This is a genomic window from Streptomyces sp. NPDC048696 (assembly GCF_043198895.1).
In the GTDB taxonomy this organism is placed as follows: domain Bacteria; phylum Actinomycetota; class Actinomycetes; order Streptomycetales; family Streptomycetaceae; genus Streptomyces.
The window spans coordinates 241,438-262,522 of the sequence record NZ_JBICVJ010000001.1; the positions used below are offsets into that span (position 1 = coordinate 241,438).

The 21,085-nt window shown below is 69.6% G+C and carries 18 protein-coding genes and 1 pseudogene; 13 read left to right on the forward strand and 6 right to left on the reverse strand.

Annotated features, from left to right (window positions below; genetic code table 11):
• Window positions 1-3: 3 nt before the first annotated feature.
• The 5 genes from ACGFRG_RS01110 (at window position 4) to ACGFRG_RS01130 (ending at window position 8,092) form a co-directional block, all read left to right on the forward strand.
• The gene (locus ACGFRG_RS01110) at window positions 4-3,744 is read left to right on the forward strand and encodes a hypothetical protein (RefSeq protein ID WP_393260073.1); all 3,741 of its coding nucleotides are present in this window, start codon (window positions 4-6) and stop codon (window positions 3,742-3,744) included.
• Between the two features lie 39 nt (window positions 3,745-3,783).
• A complete protein-coding gene (locus ACGFRG_RS01115) occupies window positions 3,784-4,737 on the forward strand; it encodes a hypothetical protein (RefSeq protein WP_361416576.1) in 954 nt (317 codons plus the stop codon).
• Between the two features lie 9 nt (window positions 4,738-4,746).
• Window positions 4,747-5,478, forward strand: coding sequence for a hypothetical protein (locus ACGFRG_RS01120; protein WP_361416579.1), 732 nt, complete (start codon window positions 4,747-4,749; stop codon window positions 5,476-5,478).
• A complete protein-coding gene (locus tag ACGFRG_RS01125; RefSeq protein ID WP_361416581.1) occupies window positions 5,475-6,383 on the forward strand; it encodes a glutathione synthase in 909 nt (302 codons plus the stop codon). The genes ACGFRG_RS01120 and ACGFRG_RS01125 overlap by 4 nt, the downstream gene beginning before the upstream one ends.
• Window positions 6,384-6,589: 206 nt before the next feature.
• Window positions 6,590-8,092, forward strand: a complete 1,503-nt coding sequence (locus ACGFRG_RS01130; protein WP_393260076.1) for a hypothetical protein — start codon at window positions 6,590-6,592, stop codon at window positions 8,090-8,092.
• Between the two features lie 20 nt (window positions 8,093-8,112).
• Here ACGFRG_RS01130 and ACGFRG_RS01135 read toward each other — a convergent pair whose 3' ends face one another.
• Both ACGFRG_RS01135 and ACGFRG_RS01140 read right to left on the reverse strand, forming a co-directional pair.
• Window positions 8,113-8,520, reverse strand: a complete 408-nt coding sequence (locus tag ACGFRG_RS01135; protein ID WP_393260079.1) for a (2Fe-2S) ferredoxin domain-containing protein — start codon at window positions 8,518-8,520, stop codon at window positions 8,113-8,115.
• Window positions 8,517-10,496 (reverse strand): heavy metal translocating P-type ATPase, encoded by a 1,980-nt coding sequence (locus tag ACGFRG_RS01140; protein ID WP_393260082.1) that lies wholly within the window; start codon window positions 10,494-10,496, stop codon window positions 8,517-8,519. The genes ACGFRG_RS01135 and ACGFRG_RS01140 overlap by 4 nt, the downstream gene beginning before the upstream one ends.
• Before the next feature lie 94 nt (window positions 10,497-10,590).
• Between ACGFRG_RS01140 and ACGFRG_RS01145 the strand changes: the two genes are divergently transcribed.
• The 3 genes from ACGFRG_RS01145 (at window position 10,591) to ACGFRG_RS01155 (ending at window position 12,307) form a co-directional block, all read left to right on the forward strand.
• A complete protein-coding gene (locus ACGFRG_RS01145) occupies window positions 10,591-10,977 on the forward strand; it encodes an ArsR/SmtB family transcription factor (RefSeq protein WP_393260085.1) in 387 nt (128 codons plus the stop codon).
• 109 nt (window positions 10,978-11,086) lie between these two features.
• A complete protein-coding gene (locus ACGFRG_RS01150) occupies window positions 11,087-11,257 on the forward strand; it encodes a hypothetical protein (protein ID WP_361416596.1) in 171 nt (56 codons plus the stop codon).
• A 246-nt stretch (window positions 11,258-11,503) separates the two neighbouring features.
• The gene (locus ACGFRG_RS01155; protein WP_393260088.1) at window positions 11,504-12,307 is read left to right on the forward strand and encodes a GNAT family N-acetyltransferase; all 804 of its coding nucleotides are present in this window, start codon (window positions 11,504-11,506) and stop codon (window positions 12,305-12,307) included.
• Window positions 12,308-12,383: 76 nt separating this feature from the next.
• Here the strand turns inward: ACGFRG_RS01155 and ACGFRG_RS01160 are convergent, their stop codons facing one another.
• The gene (locus ACGFRG_RS01160) at window positions 12,384-13,298 is read right to left on the reverse strand and encodes a LysR family transcriptional regulator (protein WP_393260091.1); all 915 of its coding nucleotides are present in this window, start codon (window positions 13,296-13,298) and stop codon (window positions 12,384-12,386) included.
• A gap of 80 nt (window positions 13,299-13,378) precedes the next feature.
• Here ACGFRG_RS01160 and ACGFRG_RS01165 point away from each other — a divergent pair, with 80 nt between their 5' ends.
• Window positions 13,379-14,305 (forward strand): DMT family transporter, encoded by a 927-nt coding sequence (locus tag ACGFRG_RS01165; RefSeq protein WP_393260094.1) that lies wholly within the window; start codon window positions 13,379-13,381, stop codon window positions 14,303-14,305.
• 67 nt (window positions 14,306-14,372) lie between these two features.
• Here ACGFRG_RS01165 and ACGFRG_RS01170 read toward each other — a convergent pair whose 3' ends face one another.
• The gene (locus ACGFRG_RS01170) at window positions 14,373-15,035 is read right to left on the reverse strand and encodes a deoxynucleoside kinase (protein ID WP_361416608.1); all 663 of its coding nucleotides are present in this window, start codon (window positions 15,033-15,035) and stop codon (window positions 14,373-14,375) included.
• Window positions 15,036-15,316: 281 nt separating this feature from the next.
• Window positions 15,317-15,547, reverse strand: a pseudogene (locus ACGFRG_RS01175) (MerR family transcriptional regulator); the annotation flags it as partial.
• A gap of 400 nt (window positions 15,548-15,947) precedes the next feature.
• On the opposite strand from ACGFRG_RS01175, the gene ACGFRG_RS01180 reads away from it, so the two are divergent.
• Window positions 15,948-17,051: a hypothetical protein gene (locus tag ACGFRG_RS01180; RefSeq protein WP_393260097.1), complete on the forward strand. Its 1,104-nt coding sequence runs from the start codon at window positions 15,948-15,950 to the stop codon at window positions 17,049-17,051.
• A gap of 172 nt (window positions 17,052-17,223) precedes the next feature.
• Here the strand turns inward: ACGFRG_RS01180 and ACGFRG_RS01185 are convergent, their stop codons facing one another.
• Window positions 17,224-17,562, reverse strand: coding sequence for a DUF1801 domain-containing protein (locus ACGFRG_RS01185; RefSeq protein WP_393260099.1), 339 nt, complete (start codon window positions 17,560-17,562; stop codon window positions 17,224-17,226).
• A gap of 119 nt (window positions 17,563-17,681) precedes the next feature.
• Between ACGFRG_RS01185 and ACGFRG_RS01190 the strand changes: the two genes are divergently transcribed.
• Genes ACGFRG_RS01190 through ACGFRG_RS01200 form a run of 3 tightly spaced genes read left to right on the forward strand, consistent with a single transcriptional unit; the run spans window position 17,682 to window position 20,908 of the window.
• A complete protein-coding gene (locus ACGFRG_RS01190) occupies window positions 17,682-18,335 on the forward strand; it encodes a response regulator transcription factor (RefSeq protein ID WP_361416617.1) in 654 nt (217 codons plus the stop codon).
• Window positions 18,326-19,594 carry a sensor histidine kinase gene (locus ACGFRG_RS01195; RefSeq protein ID WP_393260101.1) on the forward strand — a complete coding sequence of 423 codons (1,269 nt, stop codon included), beginning with the start codon at window positions 18,326-18,328 and terminating at the stop codon, window positions 19,592-19,594. Before ACGFRG_RS01190 ends, ACGFRG_RS01195 begins: the two co-directional genes overlap by 10 nt.
• A gap of 39 nt (window positions 19,595-19,633) precedes the next feature.
• Window positions 19,634-20,908: a hypothetical protein gene (locus ACGFRG_RS01200; protein ID WP_393260104.1), complete on the forward strand. Its 1,275-nt coding sequence runs from the start codon at window positions 19,634-19,636 to the stop codon at window positions 20,906-20,908.
• Window positions 20,909-21,085 lie beyond the last annotated feature (177 nt).

The window sequence follows — 21,085 nt, forward strand, 5'->3', positions numbered from 1 at the left end:
CTCATGTCGTCGACCGGCCTGGAGAGGCAGTTCGTCTGGACGGTGATCCCGGCGGGCCGGGTGGCAACCGTGCCCGGCGGGTCCGAGCCGATGGCGGTGTTCTCGGTGCTGCTGACGCCGCGCCTGATCGGCCCGGGCCAAGGCCGGCTCACAGTGGCGGACTTCGGGATGCAGAGCTGGCCGGAGCGGTTCACCGCCCTGCCCTTCGACGTCTTCCGCGCCGAGCAGCCGCTCACGTCGCGGAAAGTCCCGTACATCGCCCTCGACGGGACCACAGTCCAGTTCACGCTCACCGAGCAACTCGCCGCCTGGCATGCGTTGTTCGCCGCCGACATGCTGGTCGAGCCCTACCAGGCCACCTCATACGAGGGACGGGACACCAGGACGTTCCCCGCGGGCGAGGCCGGTGCGGAGGTCCGCAGCATCTACACGGCCACCGCCCAGGCCCACGGCGCGCACCAGGGAGCCGCACCGGAGAGCGATTACCAACTCCAGAACGCCCTGCGGGCGATCACCGATCTGTGGCAGACCGGGCTGCTGTCATCCGACGCCGAACCGGCCCACGCCGCCGAGGACCAGCCGGCGCTCGCCCAGGCGTACGCCTTCTACCGGCGTGACCCGGCCGAGTTCACCCCGCTGGACCACCGCGGCGCCCCGCCCGAGAGAGAGTTCCACGACACCGTCGCACACCTCGCCGACCACCCTGTCGTCCTGCGTGCGCTCGGGCTGCTGACGGATCTCGCCGTTACGGCCTCCTCCCTGGGCCAGGCGAACCCGGCGGAGCTGCATGTGGTGCCGCGGTGGCCGAGTCCCGAGCCGAACCCGCCGCCCGGCTGGACCGACGCGGCGCAGAGCGACCTGTCGCCGTCCACGGCCTACACGCTGAACGGGACGCGGTTCGTGCCGGCCTCCGTCGACGGGCCGACCTCCACCGGTTTCAGCCAGGGGCTGCTCCCCCTGACCGGCGCCAGTCTCGCCCCCTCCCCCAACGCCCGTTTCGAGGTCATGCCCTTCGACGTGGACGGCGCCGCCCTGCGGCTGGTCAGCACAGCCCGGTCGGACGCGGCAGCCACCTCGCAGCCGGCCGGAGGGCCGACCCCGGTCGGCGCGCTGCCCGCACTGCACTCGATGGGATTCGCCCTCGTGGACCGGGACCGTGAGAAGGAGCACCACAAGGAGCTCCAGCGGGCACAGCAGCGCGCGACGGACGCCGGTCTGCTCTCGTCCGCCCTGCTGGCCGATTCCCTCCTGGGCGGCTACCGGGTGGACGTGTTCGACGACACGAGCAGGACGTGGCACTCACTGTGCCGACGCAAGGTGTCCTACACGATCGGCGGCGTGCCGCTCGGAGCGAGCACCTCGGCAGGGCTGATCGACGAGGGGTATCTCAGGCCCGGCGGGGCAGCCACCGGCGCCGGCCCGGCCGACGTGCTGTACCTGCACCAGACGGTGGCCCGGTGGGACGGCTGGAGCCTGGTGACCCAGCGGCCCGAGCGGGTCGTCCACACCGGGGACACCCTGCCGGTCCCGGTCGCGTCGGCCCTGGAAGCGGTCGTGGCGTGCGACATCGGCTCCCTGCCGCGACTGCGCTTCGGCCGCGACTACTGGCTGCGGGTCAGGATCGCTGACCTGTCAGGGGGTGGCCTGCACGCCGACGAGGTCGGTGCCACCGAAGAGCGGACCGACAAGCTCACGTACTGGCGCTTCGAGCCGTTGCCGCCGCCGGAACTGGTGCCGACCCGGGAGTTCAGCGATGGCGACGGCCAGGCCCGCATGATCATCCGCAGTGACCGCGGCGTATCGGTGGCCGACTACGCGGCCCTCCACGGGTACCGCGCCTACGACCTGCGCCATCTCCTGCCCCCGAAGTGTTCGCTCGCCCTGGCGATGCAGTACGACCCCGGGTTCGACAAGGCCCTGGGCCCCACCGCGCCCGCCACCGAGGTGACCAGGCTCTTCGAGGCCGCCAAGCGCGCGGACCGCGAGCTGACGGACATCCCGCACGCCCAGACCATCGGAGCCGACCCCGCATCAGGCGTGCCGTCCCCGTACGTCATCGTGCCCGAGACGGACGTGGTGCTGCCGTGGCTGACCGACCCGAGCAGCTCCTTCATCGCCATGAACGCGCGCCCACGGCCCATCGGCCCTAACGGGCAGCCCGGGCCGATCGTCCCGTCCGACAAATCCCTGACCGCCATCTGGCAGGGCACCTGGCCCGACACCCACAGCGCGTCCGTGAAACTGGTCCCGGCCGCGAGCGGCTGCACCGTGGCCCGGCCGGACCCCCGTCATCTCACAGTCGCCCTCGGCCAGGCGGAGCAGGTGACCTTCGACATCCCGTCGTGCATGCAGTACGGGCATGTCCAGCTCTTCGGCATCGCGCTCTGGCTGGGCATCAACCCGGCGGACCCGGCGACCTTCCAGGACATCGTCTTCGGGAAGAACCGCCTGATCACTCCACCCCGAACGGTCACCATGATCCACGCGGTGCAACGGCCCCTGACCGACCCGAGCGGGCAGCTGACCGCCCAGCGCACGTCCGGTGACCACGACACCGTCCTCGGGACGGACGGCCTGGCCCTCGACATCGCGAGCACGGGCCGGATCGACCTCCACGCCGAGTGGACCGACCACGAGGACAGCCCGCCCGCGGCGCCGACACCGGTGAAGCGGACCGCGCACGTCGGCTCCTACGAGGTCCAGCACCTGCCACCGAGAGAGGCCCTCCCCGTGATCCGCCAGGAGTTCGGGGACACCCGCCATCACCATGTGAGCTACACCGTGACGGCCGTCTCCCGGTTCGAGGACTGCTTCGGGCACGCCCTCGCCGCCGACCCCGACGCCTGCCTCGCCACCGGAGCGCTCGCCGACACCGACGTGCCGAGCTCTGTGCGGCCCCCCGCCCCGAAGCTCCTCTACTGCATGCCGACGTTCCGCTGGACCCAGACCGTCGACGGACAGCAGAAGCTCACCCGGCTGCGCCAGGGCGGCGGCGTGCGCGTCTTCCTCGAACGGCCCTGGTTCGCCTCCGGGGACGACGAGGCCCTGGCCGTACTCACCTGCCCCACCGCACTGGCACCCGACGAGGCCCCGCTGTACGTGAGTGTCGCCGGGCGCGACCCGATCCGGGACACCGCAGCGCCACCCGGCATCCTGACCCCGGGCCAGGTCAACGCGCCCAACTGGGTGCAGGTGTCCGTGCCCGAAGCGCAGCGCCTGCTCAACGCGGGCCTGTACCCGGTCGAGTTCGACGCGCAGGGCGACCGCTGGTTCACCGACCTCGACCTGGCCCCGGTCGTCGCCTCGTCCTACTTCCCGTTCGTCCGGCTCGCCCTGGCCCGCTACCAGAAGTACACCGTCTCCGACGTCCCCGACGTGTCGCAAGTGGTTCTGACGGAACCCGTCCAACTCCCGCCGCACCGGCGGCTGACGGTCACTCGGAGCACGGCGCAGGCGACCGTGGTCCTGGACGGCCTCGGGCCCGGCGGCCCGGGGAACACCGTCCGGGCCGAGCTCCAGACCCGCGACACCGCCGTGACCACACAGGCCGACGTCACGGGCTGGTCCACGGTCTTGAAGGCCACGGCCACCCTCGGGCAGACCAGCACCCTCGGCATTCCCGACACCGGGCAACGGCCCCAGCGGCTCGTCGTCCGTGAGTTCGAGACCCAACCCGCTCCCACGAACAGCGACGGAACGGGGCGCCCGGTCTATGTCGACGTCGTCCCGCTGGGGACGTGGTGAACGACCGGCGCCGCAACTCGACAACCGGAGGAGGCCCTCATGTCCGTAGCCGTGTTCCAGATGTTCCCCACCGCCGACCGCGTCACGCTCGGGAACCAAGCCACCACGGGGCTGGTCCCCTTCCTCGTAGACACCACGGCGTCCACCTGGTTCCTTCAGGTGGTGGCCATCGGGCCGAACTGCGAGCCGCTGGGCGGGAGAGCGCCGGATATCGAGCTGAGGGCGGGCAAAGGGCTGATCACCGCTCTCCCCCAGAGCCCGGCCACGGCGGCCATCGCGGACGAGACCGGGAACCAGGTCGCGACCGCGTCCTGGACCCGTGATCACACCGACGTCTTCACGGTGCAAGTGGACATCTCCAGCCCCGACAACCGCGCCTGGAACGTACGGATCACGAACAACGACCCCCAGCAGCTCAGCTTCGTCTGGACCTCGGCGGGGTCGGTGACGGACGGGCAGCAGCCGCGCCTCGTGATGAACACCTCTGTCCAGGTGAAGGTGCAGGGCACCGCGCCCGATATGCACGTGCCCATCGCCAACATCGGCCCGGGTGCGCTGACCTTCAACGGATCGGGCGACGTGCCCATGGGGGCCGGCTTCACTCTGAAGAGTTTCCCGGCCGTCCTCGCGCCCAATGCGTGCGGTGAACTCGTGCTCGGGGTCGCCCCTGGCGGCCCGTTCGCCGAACCCACCCAGAACGCCGCTTTCACACTGGACTGCAACGACGCCGCGGATCAGGAGAAGACGCTCCAGCTCCAGCGCCTCCAGGTGAAGACGGGGAAGGAGGGCAAGGAGCACAAGGAGAAGGAGAAGGAGGGCAAGGACAAAGAGCACAAGGACATCTCCAAGGAACTCGAAGCACTCGCGGGGACGCTCGGCGATCCTTCGACCGGTCGGACGTCCGAGCACTTCATCCCCCCGGCTCTGCGGCCCGATCTGGCGGACAGCGCTCTCATGGAAGAGGACCCGGGGGCGGACCGGAGCGGAAGGTAGGCGCGGCGCATGTGGCTGGTGCTCTGCGATCCTGGCGACCGAGCGGCACTGTGGGCCTACGAGGGACTGCGGGATCGCGGACTGGACCCGCTCGAACTGCTCTCCCCGCAAACCCTCCTCAGCTCCTCCAGGTCCGCGCATCGCGTCGGCCGCCTCGGGGCGGGCTTCGAGATCGGTCTGCCCGACGGACACGTCCTGGCCAGCCAGGACATCGACGGCGTGCTCAACCGGGTGGCCTGGGCGCCCTTCGGGTTCCTCCCGTTCGCCACACAGGCCGATGCCCGGTACGCCTGGGAGGAGTTGAGCGCCCTCCTGCTCAGCCTGCTCACGTGCCTCGCCCCGGTCTCGGTCAACCGACCTTGCGCGACCGGCCTGTGCGGAGCCTGGCGCTCGGCCGCGGAATGGACCGTGCTCGCGGCGAGGGCGGGACTGCCGGTCTCACCGGCCCGGATCTCCAGCAGCCCGGGCATCGAGCCGCGACGGGATACGCCGGGCTCCTGCAACGTCCTGGTGCTCGGCGAGCACGTCTTCGGCGCGTCCACGGCCCGGGACGAGGAGGCGTGCGTACGACTCGCACGGCTCGCCGACACGGATCTGCTCGGGATCGGCCTGCATCGCGACGGCGGACAGCGAGTGGTCTTCGCAGGAGCGAACCCGCTGCCCGACCTCCGCCCAGGCGGCGACGCCTTCCTCGACCGCCTGCTCAACCACCTCACCGGGCTTTCGGCGGGAACCCGATGATCATCGTCTGCGGCATCGCGAGCGAGTCACCGATCGCCCGGGTGACCGCCGCACTCGACAGGTTGGGCCTGCCCTGCACGGTTCTTCACCAACGGCGTTTCCTGGACCTGCCGTTCGAACTGGAGGCCACCGGCACCGGGATCCGGGGACGGCTGACGACGAACGGCGGATCCATCGACTGCGCCACGGTCACCGGCATCTATGCCCGGTTGATGGACTGGCGCCGGCTGCCCGAGGCCCGTGAGGCGGACGAGGACACTGTGCGCAGGTGCCAGTCCTGGCACGAGGCCCTGGGCACCTGGATCGAACTCGCCCCGGGATGCGTGATGAACCGGGCGGCCGCGACCGCGTCGAACCTGTCGAAGCCCTACCAGGCGCAGCTCATCCAGGAGGCCGGATTCCGCGTGCCGGAGACCTTGGTGACCAACAACCCCGAGCTCGTCCACGAATTCCGGTCGCTCCACGGCGAGTTGGTCTACAAGTCGATCAGCTGCCAGCGATCCATCGTCCGCGTCCTCGACCGGGCGGCGATGGACCGGCTGCCTCTTATCCGCTCCTGCCCGGTGCAGTTCCAGCGGCGCATCGCGGGCACCAACATCCGCGTGCACACCGTCCCGGGCGCGGTGTACGCCACCCGGATCGACACCGACCGGGTGGACTACCGCTACGCCCACCGTGACGGCGGCCGGGCCGAACTCACCCCATGGCCGCTGCCCGACGACCTCGCCGAACGGTGCCTGCACCTGGCTGAGGGGCTGGGACTGGCCCTGGCGGGCGTCGATCTGATGCTGGCCGACGACAGCGAGGCCTACTGCTTCGAGGTCAACCCCAGCCCGGCCTTCGACTACTTCGAGTCCCACACCGGTCAGCCGATCGCCCGCGCCATCGCTCTCGCGCTCCGCTGAGGTCCGCGTGGCCGGGCGCGCGGGTCCGTAAACCCTGTTCTCCCAGCCGGTGATGCGCACAGCCGGTGACGGGAGTGACGAGGTGCGACTGGGGGGACCGAAGAGTATGGTCAAAGAGGATCGAAGTTCGCTCTCCAGCTTGCGGATTGTCCGCGACGGGGGCCGTGTGCGGGGCCGTGAGCAGCACGGGCGGGAGGAGACTTCCGATGGCCCAGCTCGTCCTCACCGGCCAGATCCAAGGCCAGACCACGACGCTCTGCAACTTCACGATATCAATTGACGGCGGCAGTCCCGTTCCGCCGGACACCGTCGTTCTGGACCAGTCGATCTTCACCATCCCGGACGCCGACGCGCAGATCGACATCAACGCGGCCGCGCTCGACCAGACCAAGTACGGAACGCTCACCGCCCACCTCGGTATCGACGCCACCGGCACCATCACGCCCACCTTCCCGGCAGGGACCAGCAACTGGCCGCCGCCTACCATCACGTCCTCGGCGGTCGGCCAGACCGTCATGATGACGGTCCACTTCACTCCGCTGCGTGACGCCACGGAGCAGGCACGCCTCAGCCTGGCGCAGACCGGCAACGACTACCCCGGCAGTCCGCCGGCCCCGACGCCCGGCGACATGAGCTTCCGCGCGCCCGGCGTGGCACTGCCGCCGACGAACTACTCCCCGCTGCCGCCAGCCACCGACGCGACCTTCATCGCCTCGCCACCGATCGCCAGTGGCAAGATCCAGGTCGAGACACGGACCGTGACGCCCTCCGGCGAGACCGTCGTCCTGCAGATTCCCGGCGTCACCGCGCCACAGCTCGTCGCCGTCCACTGGCCCGCCGACGTACCGCGAGACCCCGGCGCTTCGCCCGCACCCTTCCTCATCTACTTCCACTCGGGCATGGCTCAGAACTCCCCGACCTTCTACGACGACCCCCGGGACCGCCACGACCAGACGACGAACCAGACCTATCCGTTCGGCTGGGACTACCAGTTCTTCGGCTTGCTCAACTACCTGCGGTACATCGACGATCCCTTCCTGACCAACCCCTTCGCCAAGGGCCTTGCCCTCCAGATCGAGGGCTCCGGCCGGAACGTCGTGCTCGTGCTTCCGCTGATGCGGGTCGCCAACACCCCGTGCGACGAGGTCGTATCCTTCGCAGACGCCGTCTTCCTGCAGGAGTACCTGCCAGAGATCCAGGCCTTCATGTTCCGGCGCAGGGGCAACTTCCAGTTCGGCCCGATCGGTCGGCTCGGCATGGCGTCGTTCAGCAGTGGTCACGCCGCGCTGACCTGTTTCCTCGGAGACACCAACAACCAGGCCCACCCGCTCTACCTGGACACTCTCCAGGAGATCTACCTGTTCGACCCGCACGCCGACCTGGTTTCCGAGACGCTCCCCCCACTGACCCAGGTCACCGCATGGGCCGCGCGCGGGACGTCCGGGACGAAGAACGCCCGCCTGTACACGCAGAACGACCCGGCCCAGCTCGCGCCGCTGCTCGCCCAGCTCGGTGTGACGGGCGGCGTCGCACCGTTCCACGCGCAGACACCGGACGGCCGGAAGTCGCTGACCTCACTGCCCCTGGCGGCGTGGAACAGCCTGGCCACGCAGCTCGGGAGTGGTGTGCCCTACGCGAACACCGGTCAGGTGCACCAGGTGATGTCGGCCCTGATGCTCACGGACGCACTGCGACGCAGCGAGTTCTGAGTGCACATCGATACGTCGGGTCATCCGTCGTGGAGTTCCGCCTGAACGCGGCGGGACGGGCGGAAGGCGTAGAGGTCGAGGATGGCGGGTGGGTCGGTGATTCCGGGGCCGCCGTCCTTGATCCAGGTGGTGATGTCGGAGGTGGCGTCGGGGTCGTTGACCAGGCCGAGCCAGACCGGGCGTCCGCCCTTGCGGCGGCCCTCGGCAGAGGGCTGGACGACGATGACGTTGGCGCGCTCGCACGCGTCGAGGCAGTCGGTCACCCGTACGGTCGCGGTTCCGACGAGCCCCTGGCGCAGGTCGCGAAGCTGGGCGGCGTGGTCGAGGCCGGGGACCTTGGGGCTGCCGCAGCAACAGCCGCGGCAGACCGTGACCGTGGGCTGGGTGGCCCCTGGGCCGGGGGCCGCACGGCGGCCGCGTTTGCTCATACGGTGGTGTCCTTGGCGAGTCGGGGCCATGCGGCCTCGCGCAGCAGGCGCAGGCCGTTGAGGCCGACGATGACGGTGGAGCCCTCGTGCCCGGCCACGCCGAGCGGCAGGGGAAGGGTAGCGGCCAGGTCCCAGATCACCAGAGCGGTGATGAACAGCGCGGCGATGGACAGGTTCTGGATGACGAGGCGGCGGGCCGCGCGGGACAGTTGCACGACGGCGGGGATGGCGGCGAGTTCGTCGCGGACCACGACGGCGTCGGCGGTCTCCAGCGCGAGGTCGGAGCCTGCCTTGCCCATGGCGATGCCGGTGTGGGCGGCGGCCAGGGCGGGTGCGTCGTTGACACCGTCGCCGACGACCAGGACCCGCTTGCCCTCACCTTCCCATTCCCTCACCGCACGGACCTTGTCCTGGGGCAACAGTGCGGCGCGGACCTCGGTGATGCCGACCTGGTCGGCCAAGTGCTTCGCGGCGCGCTCGTTGTCGCCGGTCAGCAGCACCGGAGTACGTCCTGCGAGCGCGGCGAGGGCGGCGACCGTGGCCGCCGCGTCCGGACGGAGCCGGTCCGCGATTCCCAGTACCCCTACGGGTACCCCGTCGCGCAGGACGGCCACAGCGGTTCGGCCGACGTTCTCCAGCTCGGCCACCACGGTCCGTTGGGGTGGGTGAGCGGCGCCGTTCAGCAGTCGCGAGGGCGAGCCGACCTGGACGGTGTGTCCCTCGACAGTGGCGGTGACGCCCTGCCCCGGCACGGAGGCGAAGTCGACGGCCTCGCTCAGGCGCAGGTTCCTCTCGCGGGCCGCGGCGACCAGGGCGCGGGCGAGGGGGTGCTCACTGGGGTGTTCCGCGGAAGCCGCCAACGCCAGCAGACCAGCCTCGTTCAGGTCGCTGCCGGGCAGCGGCCGCAGGTCGGTGACGTAGGGCGTGCCCTCGGTGAGGGTGCCGGTCTTGTCCAGGGCGACGGTGTCGATCTGCCCGAGCCGTTCCATGACGACGGCGGACTTGGCAAGTACGCCATGGCGCCCGGCGTTGGCGATCGCGGACAGCAGCGGCGGCATGGTGGAGAGCACCACCGCGCACGGCGAGGCGACGATCATGAACGTCATCGCCCGCAGCAGCGCGGCCGAGAGGGTGTCACCGAAGGCGAGGGGAACAGCGAAGACGGCGAGGGTCGCGATGACCATGCCGAGGGAATACCGCTGCTCGACCTTCTCGATGAACAACTGGGTGGGAGCCTTGGTCTCGGAGGCTTCCTCGACCATCCGTACGATCCGTGCGATCACCGAGTCCGACGGATCCCGTTCCACGCGCACCCGCAGCGCACCGGTCCCGTTGACGGTGCCGGCGAACACCTCGTCCCCCGCCTGCTTGGCCACCGGCAGCGGTTCGCCGGTGATAGTGGCCTGATCGACGTCGCTGGCCCCGTCGACGACCTTGCCGTCGGCGCCCACCCGCTCCCCCGGCCGCACCAGGATGGTGTCCCCGACAGCGAGCGTGGCGGCCCCGACGGTCTCCTCGGTGCCTCCCGGCAGCAGCCGGGTCGCCGTTGCCGGGGCGAGGTTGAGCAGGCCGCGCACCGAATCCGCGGTCCGGGCGGTCGCGACGGCCTCCAGGGCACCGGAGGTGGCGAAGATGACGATCAGCAGTGCACCGTCGAAGACCTGCCCGATCGCGGCGGCCCCGAGCGCGGCGACCACCATCAGCAGGTCCACGTCCAGCGTCCTGCCCTTCAGGGCCTTGCACCCCTCCCAACCCGGCTCCCAGCCGCCGGTGACGTAGGTGGCGGCGAAGAGCGCTCCCCACAGCCACGCCGGGCCCCCGAGCAGATAGACGGGCAGGGCGAGGACGAACAGGATCAGGGCCGCGAGCGCCCACCGGGCTTCCGGCAGCGCCAGAACCCGCGTGCGCCGCTTCGGTACCGGCGGACGCGGCTCCGTGGCGGCAGCCGCAGGCCGCTGATCCAGGACAGAAGACATGACAAAACAACCCTTCACGGGCGGACCGGGGCAACGTCTTCACCATACAGGAACATCTGAATAGGTCTTCAGGTGTCGTGGGTATCATGCAGTCATGGGCCACGGAACCGACACCGCCAGCAGCGCCACCACCCGCGAGCGCCTCGACGCCGTCGGCACCGCCGACGTCGCCGCCACCCTCCAGGCCCTCGCCACGCCCTCCCGGCTGTACATCCTGGCCCGCCTCCAAGAAGGCCCCTGCTCGGTCGGCGAACTCTCCGAAGCCGTCGGCATGGAAGCCTCCGCCTGCTCCCACCAGCTACGCCTGCTGCGCAACCTCGGCCTGGTCACCGGCGAGCGCCACGGCCGGTCGATCATCTACGCCCTCTACGACAACCACGTCGCCGAGCTTCTCGACCAAGCTCTCTACCACGTAGAACACCTCCGCCTCGGCGTCCGCGACACCCCTGCCGAGCACCTGCCAACCACCGCCGGGCAGTAGCCAGACAGCCCCCGCACCGCGGCCCGGCGCATTGCCCCGCCGGTGTTCAGAGAGTGTGTCGCTCCGGCTCACTCCCTCCCGTCGCGACCGCCCGTAGTAGAACGGGAGGATGGGAAGACAGACGGTCGTCGTCGTGCTCTGCGTGCTCGCGCTGGTGGTCGTCGTGGTGGGCGTGGACGTCCTGTTCTTCAGGCACCAGTTCTGGGAGCGGCTGATGGTGAACGTCGGCATCGTCCTGGTGTTCGGTGCCTTCTATTTGAGGTTCCTGAAGGGTTCCTGAGCGCAGCCGCCGCGCCGCGGCTCACCGGCGGTAGAAACCCGGCCCGTGGGCGACATACGCCACGTCGGACTCGGGCGGGATCGCAGCAGGCGAATGGCCCAGGAATCTCGGTTGAATCTGGCCCAGTTATCCGGGACATTGCGTCGTTAGGTTGGAGGCCTGAAGAAGACCCGGGTCGGCTTCTCCTCCGGCCCCCACCTGCCCACTTCGCCCGGATCACCGCACAGTTACCGAACAGGAGCACCCATGGCCGACACGCCGCACCCCACCCCCGACGCTCATGTCGAGGATCGGAGCAGGCAGGACCGTCCGGATCACCCCCTGGCCCTCGACGATGCGGCGATACGTCAGGCCCGTAACTCCGCCGCGTTCTGGGCCGCAACCGGAAAATCCCGCGGTCACGAGGTGATCCACCGGCGCGGCTTCCTCGCCGTGCTCGGCGGCGAGCGCGCCGGAACGCGAATCCTGCTGCAGGAACCCGACTTGGACGCGCAAGAGCTCGCCGAGTTGACCGAGCTGGCCGGCCGATCCACCGGCCCGGTGGATGCCGAGGACCCGTTCAGTTCCACCGACCTCGGTCACCTGGGCATGCGCAACTGGCAGATGCCCATCATGGTGCGCCCGCCCGGCCCTGTCTCCGCCCCCGCGATGGAGGTGATCCCGGCCCAACGGACGCAAGAGCTGCAGGCTGCCGAGCGGATCGTGATCGCGGGCTTCGAACTGACCAGATTCGCCCCCTACCGTCCCGGCGAGCTGTTCCCGACGGCGCTGATCGAGCAGCCGGGCGTGGACGTGTTCCTCGCCGTCCTCGACGGCGAGGCGGTCGGAGCCTGTGTCACCGTCGTCAGCGACGGGTTCGGCAGCCACTACTGGGTCGGCACACCGCCGACGCAGCGCTCGCGCGGCGCCGGACGGGCCGTCATGCTCGGCTCTCTCGCGCCCATGGCGAACCTGCCGGTGACACTCACCGCCTCACGGCTCGGACGGCCGCTGTACGAGTCGCTGGGCTTCACCGCCGTCACCCCGTCGACCTGGTGGTCCTCACGATGACCACCACCGGGGCGTGACTGCACGCCTCCGACCGCTCGCCGCTTCAGACGTCGTCAGGGAGCGACTCATGCGCACCTCAACCCGCGTTGCCGTCTCGGTTCTGGATCGTCGCGGCTGCATGGTGGAGTTCGTCGAGCACCATTCGTACGGCTCGCCGTGCCGAACGTTCAGGGCGGTGGAGCACATCGATATGGCGTCGGGTGTGCACGCCGGTGAGCGGCTTGAAAATCAGTGCGGGGTGCGGACGAGTGGTCCAGCGTGGCATCAGAGCCAGACCGCCTCCGGCGGCCACGGCTTCGGCTACCACCGCGAATTCGTTGATGCGATGGACGATGTTGAGCCGCCGGTTCGCGGCGATCGCGATCGCGTCGATGGTCGCCATCAGGGGAAAGCCGTCGTGAACGGTGATCCAGGGTTCATCGGCGACGTCTTGCGGGGTGAGGTGCGGTTTGGCGGCGAGGGGGTGGTCGGCCGGCAGGGCGATGTCGAGCGGTTCGCGCAGCAGCGTGCCGGCGGCCACCGAAGTCGGCCAGGGTGGCGCCTGGTCGAGTCGGTGGGCGAGTACGAGATCGTAGTCCCGCGTCAGTCGTGGGAAGTGGTCCTGCGCGACGTCCTCGTCGGCGAGCGAGAGCTGTGGGCGCCCGGAGCTGGTCCGGCCACGCAGCAGCAGGGGGAAGAACGCGGCGGCCGCGCTGTGGAAAGCCGCCACCGACACGCCCAAGTCCGGCCGGTCGATGAACTCCTCGATGGTGTGCCGCGCCTTGGCCAGCGCGGTCTCCACCTCGATGGCCGCGTCGGCCAGCGCCTTCCCGGCGTCGGTGAGCACCAACCGCCGTCCCTCTCGCTCGGTGAGCGGGACGGGGATCGAGCGTTGCAGCAGTCGTAGTTGCTGGGAGACCGCCGAGGGAGTCATCAACAGCGCCTCGGCGGTCGCGGTGACGCTTCCCAGTTCGCCGAGCTCCCGCAAGATCTGCAACTGCCGTTCATTCACCCGCGTAGTGTAGTGATACTTCAAGATCCCTTAAGAAGCTCGCTCTTGGCTTCACTGTGAAAACACTGGAGCGTAAGTGCGTGTTCTACGCCCGCCGCACTGACGCAGTGCTTCTGCTTGTCGCCATCGTCTGGGGCTCCAGCTACCTGGCCGCGAAGACGGCCACCGACGCCGTGCCCGTCCTTGTCGTGCTGTTCGCCCGGTATGCGATCTCGGCGCTCGCCTGCCTCGCCCTCGTTGCCACCCGGCGCAAGGGGCGCTACACGCGCGATGAGATACGTATCGGGTCCCTCTTGGGCGTCACCCAGGCCGCCGTCCTGGTTCTGGAGACGTACGGCGTCGCGCACACCAGCGCGGCCAACGCGGGCCTGATCATCAGCCTCACCATCGTGCTCACGCCACTGCTGGACCGAACCGCGGGCAACGGCTCACTGCCTCCGCGCTTCTTCGCTGCCACCGGCGTGTGCCTGCTGGCGGTGACGCTGCTCATGTCCGGCAGCGGCTTCCACACTCCCCGCGTCGGCGACCTGCTGATGCTCGCCGCCGCGGTGGTGCGCGCCGTGCACGTTGCGTTGGTGGGGCGACTGACGAAGGGCCGTGTGCTGCGGCCGTTGCCGCTCACGGCCGTCCAGACCGTTCTCGGCACGGTGTTGTTCGCCGTGCCGGCGGCCTCAAGCGGCCTGCCGAGGGTGACTCAGGTCGATGCCGCTGTCTGGGGCCAGCTTCTCTATCTGGCCCTGTTCTGCAGCGTGTTCGCCTTTCTCGCCCAGACCTGGGCGGTGCAGAACAGCTCCGCGAGCCGGGCCAGTCTGCTCCTGGGCACCGAACCGGTGTGGGCCGTCGCGGTCGGCATCGGCCTCGGCGGCGAAAAGGTCACCGCCCTGGCCGGCCTCGGGGCCGCGCTCATGGTCACCGGAACGTACTGGGGACAGAGCATCGAACGAACTCACCGCACCACCCGCGAAGAGGAATCCCCCCGCCGGACAGCGACACCTACCGGCGTCTGATCAAACTGCTCGGCAGCACGGCAACCGCGTACGAACTCAGGCAGAAAGGCAGCCGGGCGGAACGTGCTCAGATCCGGTGCTTGGCCGCGGCCAGGGCGTCCTTGACCTCCCGCGCCACGCGGGCCGCGTCCTCGGGGTTGTTCACCACGTCGGTGTGGTTCATGTCGACGACGAGGACGTCGCTGGCCGAGTAGTGCTGGTGCACCCAGTCGTCGTAGCCGGACCACAGGGTGCGGTAGTACTCGACGAGAGCGCTGTCCTGCTCGAAATCGCGGCCTCGCAGCCCGATGCGGTGCAGGACCGTCTCGAAGTCCGCCTTGAGGTAGACCATGAGATCGGGCGCCTTGCGGTACGGCAGGCCGTCGATCTCGCGCATCATCTCCTCAAGCAGTCCCTCGTACACCCGCATCTCAAGGGAGCTGATCCGGCCGAGATCGTGATTGACCTTGGCGAAGTACCAGTCCTCGTAGATCGACCGGTCCAGGACGTTGTCGCCCTGCTTGTAGGCCTCCTTGATCGAGGCGAACCGCGTCTGCAGGAAGTAGAGCTGGAGCAGGAAGGGGTAGCGCTTCGCCTGGATCTCTTCGGGGCTCGCCGTGTAGAACAGCGGAAGGATCGGGTTGTCGTCCACACTCTCGTAGAAGACGTTGCTGCCCAGCTCCTTGGCGAGCAGCTCGGCCACGCTCGTCTTGCCGATCCCGATCATGCCACCGACGCAGATCACTGCCATACCTCACTTCTCCCCGGGGTCATCTGTGCGCGGGCGGGCAGCCCACATCGCCGAGACGCAACCAGCGGGGTCACCCGATCCCCCCAAACCCTCGCGCTCAGCACCATGTGGTACTCGCCTGGTCCTCGGCCAAGCCAAGGCCCCTGCGCAGGCCGCCGCCCACAACCGGCCGGACCGACCGCTCTGCAAGTGCCGCATACGCCGACGGGCCCACCCTGCCGCAGCCGCCTTGAATCATAAGTGGCGATCCACGCTCCCCTTCCCACCCGCTGCTCTCCCGGCTCCGCCGCGACGACCTGCGCGGCCAGGATCCGCCCGATTTCAGGCAGTCCCACGCCCAGCGCCCGCAACACGAGGACCTGCTGCAGCCGCAGCGGTTGGCGCTCCTCGTAGTAGCGGTGGCCGTTGGCCCCGATCCAGGCCGGCGCCAGCAAGCCGATCTCGTCGTAGTGGCGCAGTGTCCGGGCCGTCACACCCGACATCCGGGCGACCTCCGCGATCGGCCCGGCCATCGCCGTCTCCCTCACACGTACTTCACCGAGCCGGATTCTCCGGCCCTGCTCACGACGGTAGAGGCTTCCGCTGCGGCGGCTTCAAGCCTCGCTCTCAGAGGGCGTTGAGAAGCCGTTGGGCGCCGGGGCGTGCCGGTGCCGGCCCAGCCGGTCGCACGCGCGGGTGACAGCGAGCTTAGTGATCACTAACAGATTTGGCAGATGTCGGTGCCGCGGATGCCGGTCGCGGGGAACGCCGCGTGGTGGAGAAGCGAACCGCTCCTATATGACCGAAACCCCGCCTCCCACAGCGCCGTTGCGGCTGCATGCTTGTGGTCCTCCGGTGGGGAGCCGGAGAAGAGACCATGTCCTTTCTGGGGGGAAAATGAGGGTAAAAACGAACCGGAGCACCACCAGACGTGTGCGGGCCGCCCTGAGCGCGGCGGTCGTGGTCTGCGCGGTCACGACGGTGCTGCCCGCAGCCGCCTGGGCCGAGCCCACGGCCGTGGCGGGCCTCGCGGGCATCCGCTCAGCCGGTGTCGAGAGGGTCAGTGTCGCGGCCGACGGCACCCAGGCCGATGACAACTCCGGCGACGCCTCGATCACGCCCGACGGCCGCCACATCGTCTTCTCGTCGTCGGCGAAAAACCTCACGCCCGATCAAACGACGGGAGGCAACAAGGTATTCGTCCGCGACCAGCAGACGAGAGCGATCAAGCGCATCGGGGACCTGACCGCGCTCCAGCCTCCCGTGATCAGCGGTGACGGAGAGTACGTCGTCTATCCGGTGCGGTGGATGAAAAACGTGCGGCTTCACCAGTACCAGGTGGGCACGGGAAGGGAGGCTTCCCCCGACTGCTCGGCCTACAGTTGCAACGAGTCGTCGCTGAACGCGGACGGCCTGCACATCGCCCTCACCATCTTCTACCAGCGACCGTCGCCCGGCCAGCGCATCGAGGTTCAGGACTGGAACCACGGGGGCACCAGGGCAACCGTCGCCACCCTCGATCACACCGAGCCCTCCCGGCCGTCCATCAGCGGCGACGGCCGCTATGTCGCCTACCAGGACAGCCAGGCCGGGGACGTCTTCGTGTGGGACCGCACGGACGGCACCACCTCCGGCCCGATCGAAGACTCCTCCAACGGGGCGACGCTCGTCCAGCTCAGCAGCGACGGCACCAAGGTCGTCTACCTCTCGGACTCCGACACCTACGTCTACGACGTACCCTCGGGCACCACCCAGCTGGTGCCGAACGCGCGGGGCGTGGCCATCGATCCCACCGGCCGCTACCTGCTGTACGCCCCGAACGACACGACCAGGCCGTCGCTCACTCTGCGCGACCTGCAGACGGACACCGACCAGGTCGTCTCGGACCAGCCCGCCTCGGCCGGGACCAACGCGGTCAGCGCCGGTGGGCGGGATGTGATCTTCGAGTCCACGGCCGACGACATCGTGCCGGGCGACACCAACGGCAAGTCGGACGTCTTCGTCCGCCACTTCGACCGATCACTGCGCCACCCGTAACAGAGCAGGCCGTCGAGGAGGGCCACCGACCTGCAAACCCGAGGCGTACGCCCGCGCTGTCGAAAGGCGACCGAGCACCGTGGGGCCCTGTCACCACATCCCTCGTGCCTCGCGCCCACCCTCACAAACCGCTGGCCGATGCCACGTCGACAACGTCATGACCCGCCTCGGGTCAAGCCTTCAGCGCGGCACGGATGAGGGCGCGCAGCTCATCGTCAGTGACGGCCGCCATGTCCGTGGACCGCAGTCGAATGGTGGCCTTTCCGCTGATGAGCGTGGGCTGGCGGGAGCTGAAGCCGCCATCCCGGTCTGCTCCCCACCCGTAGATCGAGACGCCGTGCTGCCAGACACCGATGTGCAGTCTGCGCTTGTCGACCCGGTAGGTGGGCATTCCGTAGGACAGCGCCACGCTCGCCTGCGGGAATTCCGTCAGGATCAGCCCGCTCACACGGTCGAAGAGCGCGCGGTGACCTGGCGCGATGGCGTCGATGTACTCCTGGACAGCGTCCATGCGGCCCATTGTCGTCCCCCGCGAACCCCCGCTGCCAGGGATCGACCGACCGATCCCGGCTGTCAGGCGGCTGACCAGGGCAGATGGAGAACTGGGGCAGGAGTATCTAGGGTCAGCGCGTGGCTCTCATCATGGTGTGCGAAGACGACGCGGCGGTCCGCGGCGTCCTCAAGCGCGCCCTGGAGCACGACGGTCACACCGTCTCCACCGCCGCCACGGCCGACAGCCTGTTGTGCCGGCTCACACCGGCTCCCCATCTGGTCGTTCTGGATCTCGGGCTCCCGGACGCCGACGGCCGCGACGTCTGCCTGGCCCTGCGGGCTCGCGGCGTCGACGTGCCGGTGTTGATGCTCACCGCCTTGGACGGCCTGCATCACAAGGTGGGCGGCTTCGAGGCCGGCGCCGACGACTACATGACCAAACCCTTCGATATCCCGGAACTGCTGGTGCGCGTTCGAGCACTGCTGCGTCGGGCCACCGTGGCGCCCGCACCATGCGAAGTCGTCCTCGACCCGGCGAAGCACGTGGTGACCTACGACTCGGTGAGCGAGAGCCTGACCCCGACCGAGTTCCGGCTGCTGGGCCGCCTGATCGCCTCGCAGGGCGACGCGGTACGCCGCCACGCCCTGATCGCCGCCGGCTGGCCGCACGGAGCGCAGGTCAGCGACAACACCCTCGACTCCTTCGTGCGCCGGCTGCGGACCAAGCTCGGTCCGCTGGGTGTGGCCGAGCGTCTGGCGACCGTGCGCGGCGTGGGCTACCGATGGCAGTGACGCGATTCCGCAGGAGGGTCGTCGCGCTCACTGTGCTGGTCGCCACCGCCGTGGTCGCGATTCTGGTCGTGGTCTCGCACGTACTGCTGAGCCGGGTGACGGACGCCGACGCGCACGATCTGGCGCGTACCCGTGCCGAGGCCGTCGCGGCGAACGTCACCACCGTCGGCGGCCGCGTCGTGCTGACCGAGAACGACAGCGAGGCGCTGGACGCGGTCGCCTGGGTCTACGCCGACGGCCGCCTGGTCGACGGGAACGTACCGGGCAGCATGGTCGGGCGCGTCGAGGCGCTGGCAGGCTCAGGGCGATCGCAGACCGCCACCGTCGGGCACTACCTCCTGTACGCGCAGCAGGTCCCGGTCGACGGCCACCACGTCATGGTGATCGTCCGGGTGGACCTCACGCCCTACGAGACGTCCGAGCAGCACAGTCTGACCTTGTCGCTGATCCTGGGCGGCCTCGCCATCCTCCTCGCCGGTGGTGTCGCGCACCTCGTGGTGCGCCGCGCGCTGCGGGTCGTGCACGAGATGGCCGCCCTCGCCGACGACTGGGGCCATCACGAACCCGGGCGCCGTTTCGACCTCGGAGTCCCGCGCGACGAGTTCGGGGAACTGGGGCGGACCCTGGACCACCTCCTGGAGCGCGTCGACAACGCGCTGGCGGACGAGCGCCGGCTCACCGATGAGATCGCCCACGAGCTGCGGACACCGCTCACGGTCCTGCGGGGCGAGGCGCAGCTCGCGCAGTTGTCCGGCGAGCCGGTGGCGCCGGAGGCGGTGCTGAGCGAGGTCGACCGCCTCACTGCGGCGATCACGACGATTCTGGGCGCCGCACGTGCACGGACAGACGCCGGCACCCGGTGCGATCTGCGCTCCGCCGCGCGACAGGCGATCGCCGACCGCGCCGTCGACGTCGCCTTTCCCCCGAAGGTGGAAGTCGCCGTGGCGGCCGAAGTCGCCGTGGCGCTGCTGTCTCCCCTGGTGGAGAACGCCTTGCGGCATGCGCGGTCGCGTGTGTGGATCACCGCGCGCAGCCACGGTGAGGCAATCGTGGTCGATGTCCTGGACGACGGCCCCGGGTTCGATCCCGCGGAGGTCGACCGGGTCTTCGAAGCGGGTGTGAGCGGCGGCGGTGGGTACGGCCTGGGGCTGCCGGTGGTCCGGCGCATCGCCGCCTCGGCCGGTGTGGAGGTCCGCGCGATCGCGGACGGCCGTGGTCACGTCGAGGTGACGCTCCCGGCCGCGCGGGCGGTTACGTAGTCAGGTTGCGTGCAGGTTCCGCCGCGTAGACCTCCCTTCATGACAACGACAACCGAAGCACGCACGCGCAGCGGGCGGCTCATGCTCAACAGGGTTCCCGAGGTCACCATCTGGTTCTGGGTGATCAAGGTCCTGTGCACGACGGTCGGTGAGAGCTTCGCCGACTGGATCAACACCCAACTGGGCGTCGGTCTGGTGAACACGGCCTGGATCTTCACCGCGGTCCTGGTGGTGGTCCTGGCCGTACAGCTGCGGCTGAAGCGGTACGTCCCGTTCGTCTACTGGCTGACGGTGGTCGTTGTCAGCGTCACGGGCACCTTGTACACCGACATCCTGACCGACCAGCTGGACGTGCAGCTGTGGGTCAGTTCCGCGGTCTTCTCGGTGCTGCTCGCGGTGGTCTTCGGCGTGTGGTGGCTGCGTGAGCGCACGCTGTCGATCCACTCGGTCACCACCTTCTCGCGGGAGTCGTTCTACTGGCTGACCGTCCTGGTCACCTTCGCGCTCGGCACGGCGACCGGCGACTGGACCCTGGAGCTGACCGGCTGGAGCCCGGCCGTCTCCGTGCTGCTGCCGCTCGGCCTCATCGCGGCGATCACGGCGCTGTGGAGGTTCGGCGCGAACCCCGTGCTCTCCTTCTGGCTCGCCTACATCCTGACCCGCCCGCTGGGCGCGAACATCGGCGACTGGCTCGCCTCCCCCAAGGTCGCCCAGAGCCCGGGCGACCCGACCGGTCTCGCGCTGGGCACGTTCACCACCAGCCTCATCTTCCTCGGCCTGATCCTGGCGACGGTGGTCTACCTGACGGTGACGCGCTCGGATGTGACCGAGACGTACGAGGCGACCCACGCCGCACAGGTCACCGGCGACCCGCGCAAGGAGCGCATCGCGCTGGCCGGCTTCGGACTGCTGGCCGTCGCCACCGCGGCCCTGCTGGTCTGGGCCCACGGTCAGCCGCACGTCGGCCCGGCGCCGGAGGCCGACGCAACCTCCGCCGTCCAGCTGCCTCCCGGTCAGGCGGTGAAGAAGTTCCCGCCCGCGAAGGTCGCCGCGCTGCGGACCCTCGCGTCCACCTCGCTCAAGGACGCACGCGCGGGGGACGCGGCCGGGGCCCACGCGGCCGCCCAGTCGTTGCGTGACCTGTGGGATGCCGACCAGGACTCGCTGCAGCCGCTCGACGACACCGGCTGGACCTCCATCGACGCCCAGATGGACACGGTGCTCAAGACCTTCGGCATCGACCACTCGAACCCGCCGATGTCGCCGGCACAGCAGGAGAGCGAACTGAACACCCTCCTGGCGGACCTGGGCTGACAACCCGTCACAACGCCTGGCCAGTGCGGACGGTGACGCGCTAAGCGCTGAGCCAGGCGAGTGGACAGCTGCGGACGACGGCCGTGGAGTCGGTGGCAGGCTTCGACTAGGGCCGTGGCCATGGCGTCGGCACAGTTCGTCCCCGCGAGCAGGCGGAGAGGCGAACAGGTCCTCCCG

Excerpts from the sequence above, each read along its gene's own strand:
- ACGFRG_RS01110 (WP_393260073.1), top strand. The coding sequence starts at position 4 with ATGTCGTCGACCGGCCTGGAGAGGCAGTTCGTCTGGACGGTGATCCCG.
- ACGFRG_RS01145 (WP_393260085.1), top strand. The coding sequence starts at position 10,591 with ATGGGCCACGGAACCGACACCGCCAGCAGCGCCACCACCCGCGAGCGC.
- ACGFRG_RS01140 (WP_393260082.1), bottom strand. The coding sequence starts at position 10,496 with ATGTCTTCTGTCCTGGATCAGCGGCCTGCGGCTGCCGCCACGGAGCCG.
- ACGFRG_RS01170 (WP_361416608.1), bottom strand. The coding sequence starts at position 15,035 with ATGGCAGTGATCTGCGTCGGTGGCATGATCGGGATCGGCAAGACGAGC.
- ACGFRG_RS01150 (WP_361416596.1), top strand. The coding sequence starts at position 11,087 with ATGGGAAGACAGACGGTCGTCGTCGTGCTCTGCGTGCTCGCGCTGGTG.
- ACGFRG_RS01120 (WP_361416579.1), top strand. The coding sequence starts at position 4,747 with ATGTGGCTGGTGCTCTGCGATCCTGGCGACCGAGCGGCACTGTGGGCC.
- ACGFRG_RS01195 (WP_393260101.1), top strand. The coding sequence starts at position 18,326 with ATGGCAGTGACGCGATTCCGCAGGAGGGTCGTCGCGCTCACTGTGCTG.
- ACGFRG_RS01185 (WP_393260099.1), bottom strand. The coding sequence starts at position 17,562 with ATGGACGCTGTCCAGGAGTACATCGACGCCATCGCGCCAGGTCACCGC.
- ACGFRG_RS01115 (WP_361416576.1), top strand. The coding sequence starts at position 3,784 with ATGTCCGTAGCCGTGTTCCAGATGTTCCCCACCGCCGACCGCGTCACG.
- ACGFRG_RS01155 (WP_393260088.1), top strand. The coding sequence starts at position 11,504 with ATGGCCGACACGCCGCACCCCACCCCCGACGCTCATGTCGAGGATCGG.
- ACGFRG_RS01135 (WP_393260079.1), bottom strand. The coding sequence starts at position 8,520 with ATGAGCAAACGCGGCCGCCGTGCGGCCCCCGGCCCAGGGGCCACCCAG.
- ACGFRG_RS01200 (WP_393260104.1), top strand. The coding sequence starts at position 19,634 with ATGACAACGACAACCGAAGCACGCACGCGCAGCGGGCGGCTCATGCTC.
- ACGFRG_RS01130 (WP_393260076.1), top strand. The coding sequence starts at position 6,590 with ATGGCCCAGCTCGTCCTCACCGGCCAGATCCAAGGCCAGACCACGACG.
- ACGFRG_RS01125 (WP_361416581.1), top strand. The coding sequence starts at position 5,475 with ATGATCATCGTCTGCGGCATCGCGAGCGAGTCACCGATCGCCCGGGTG.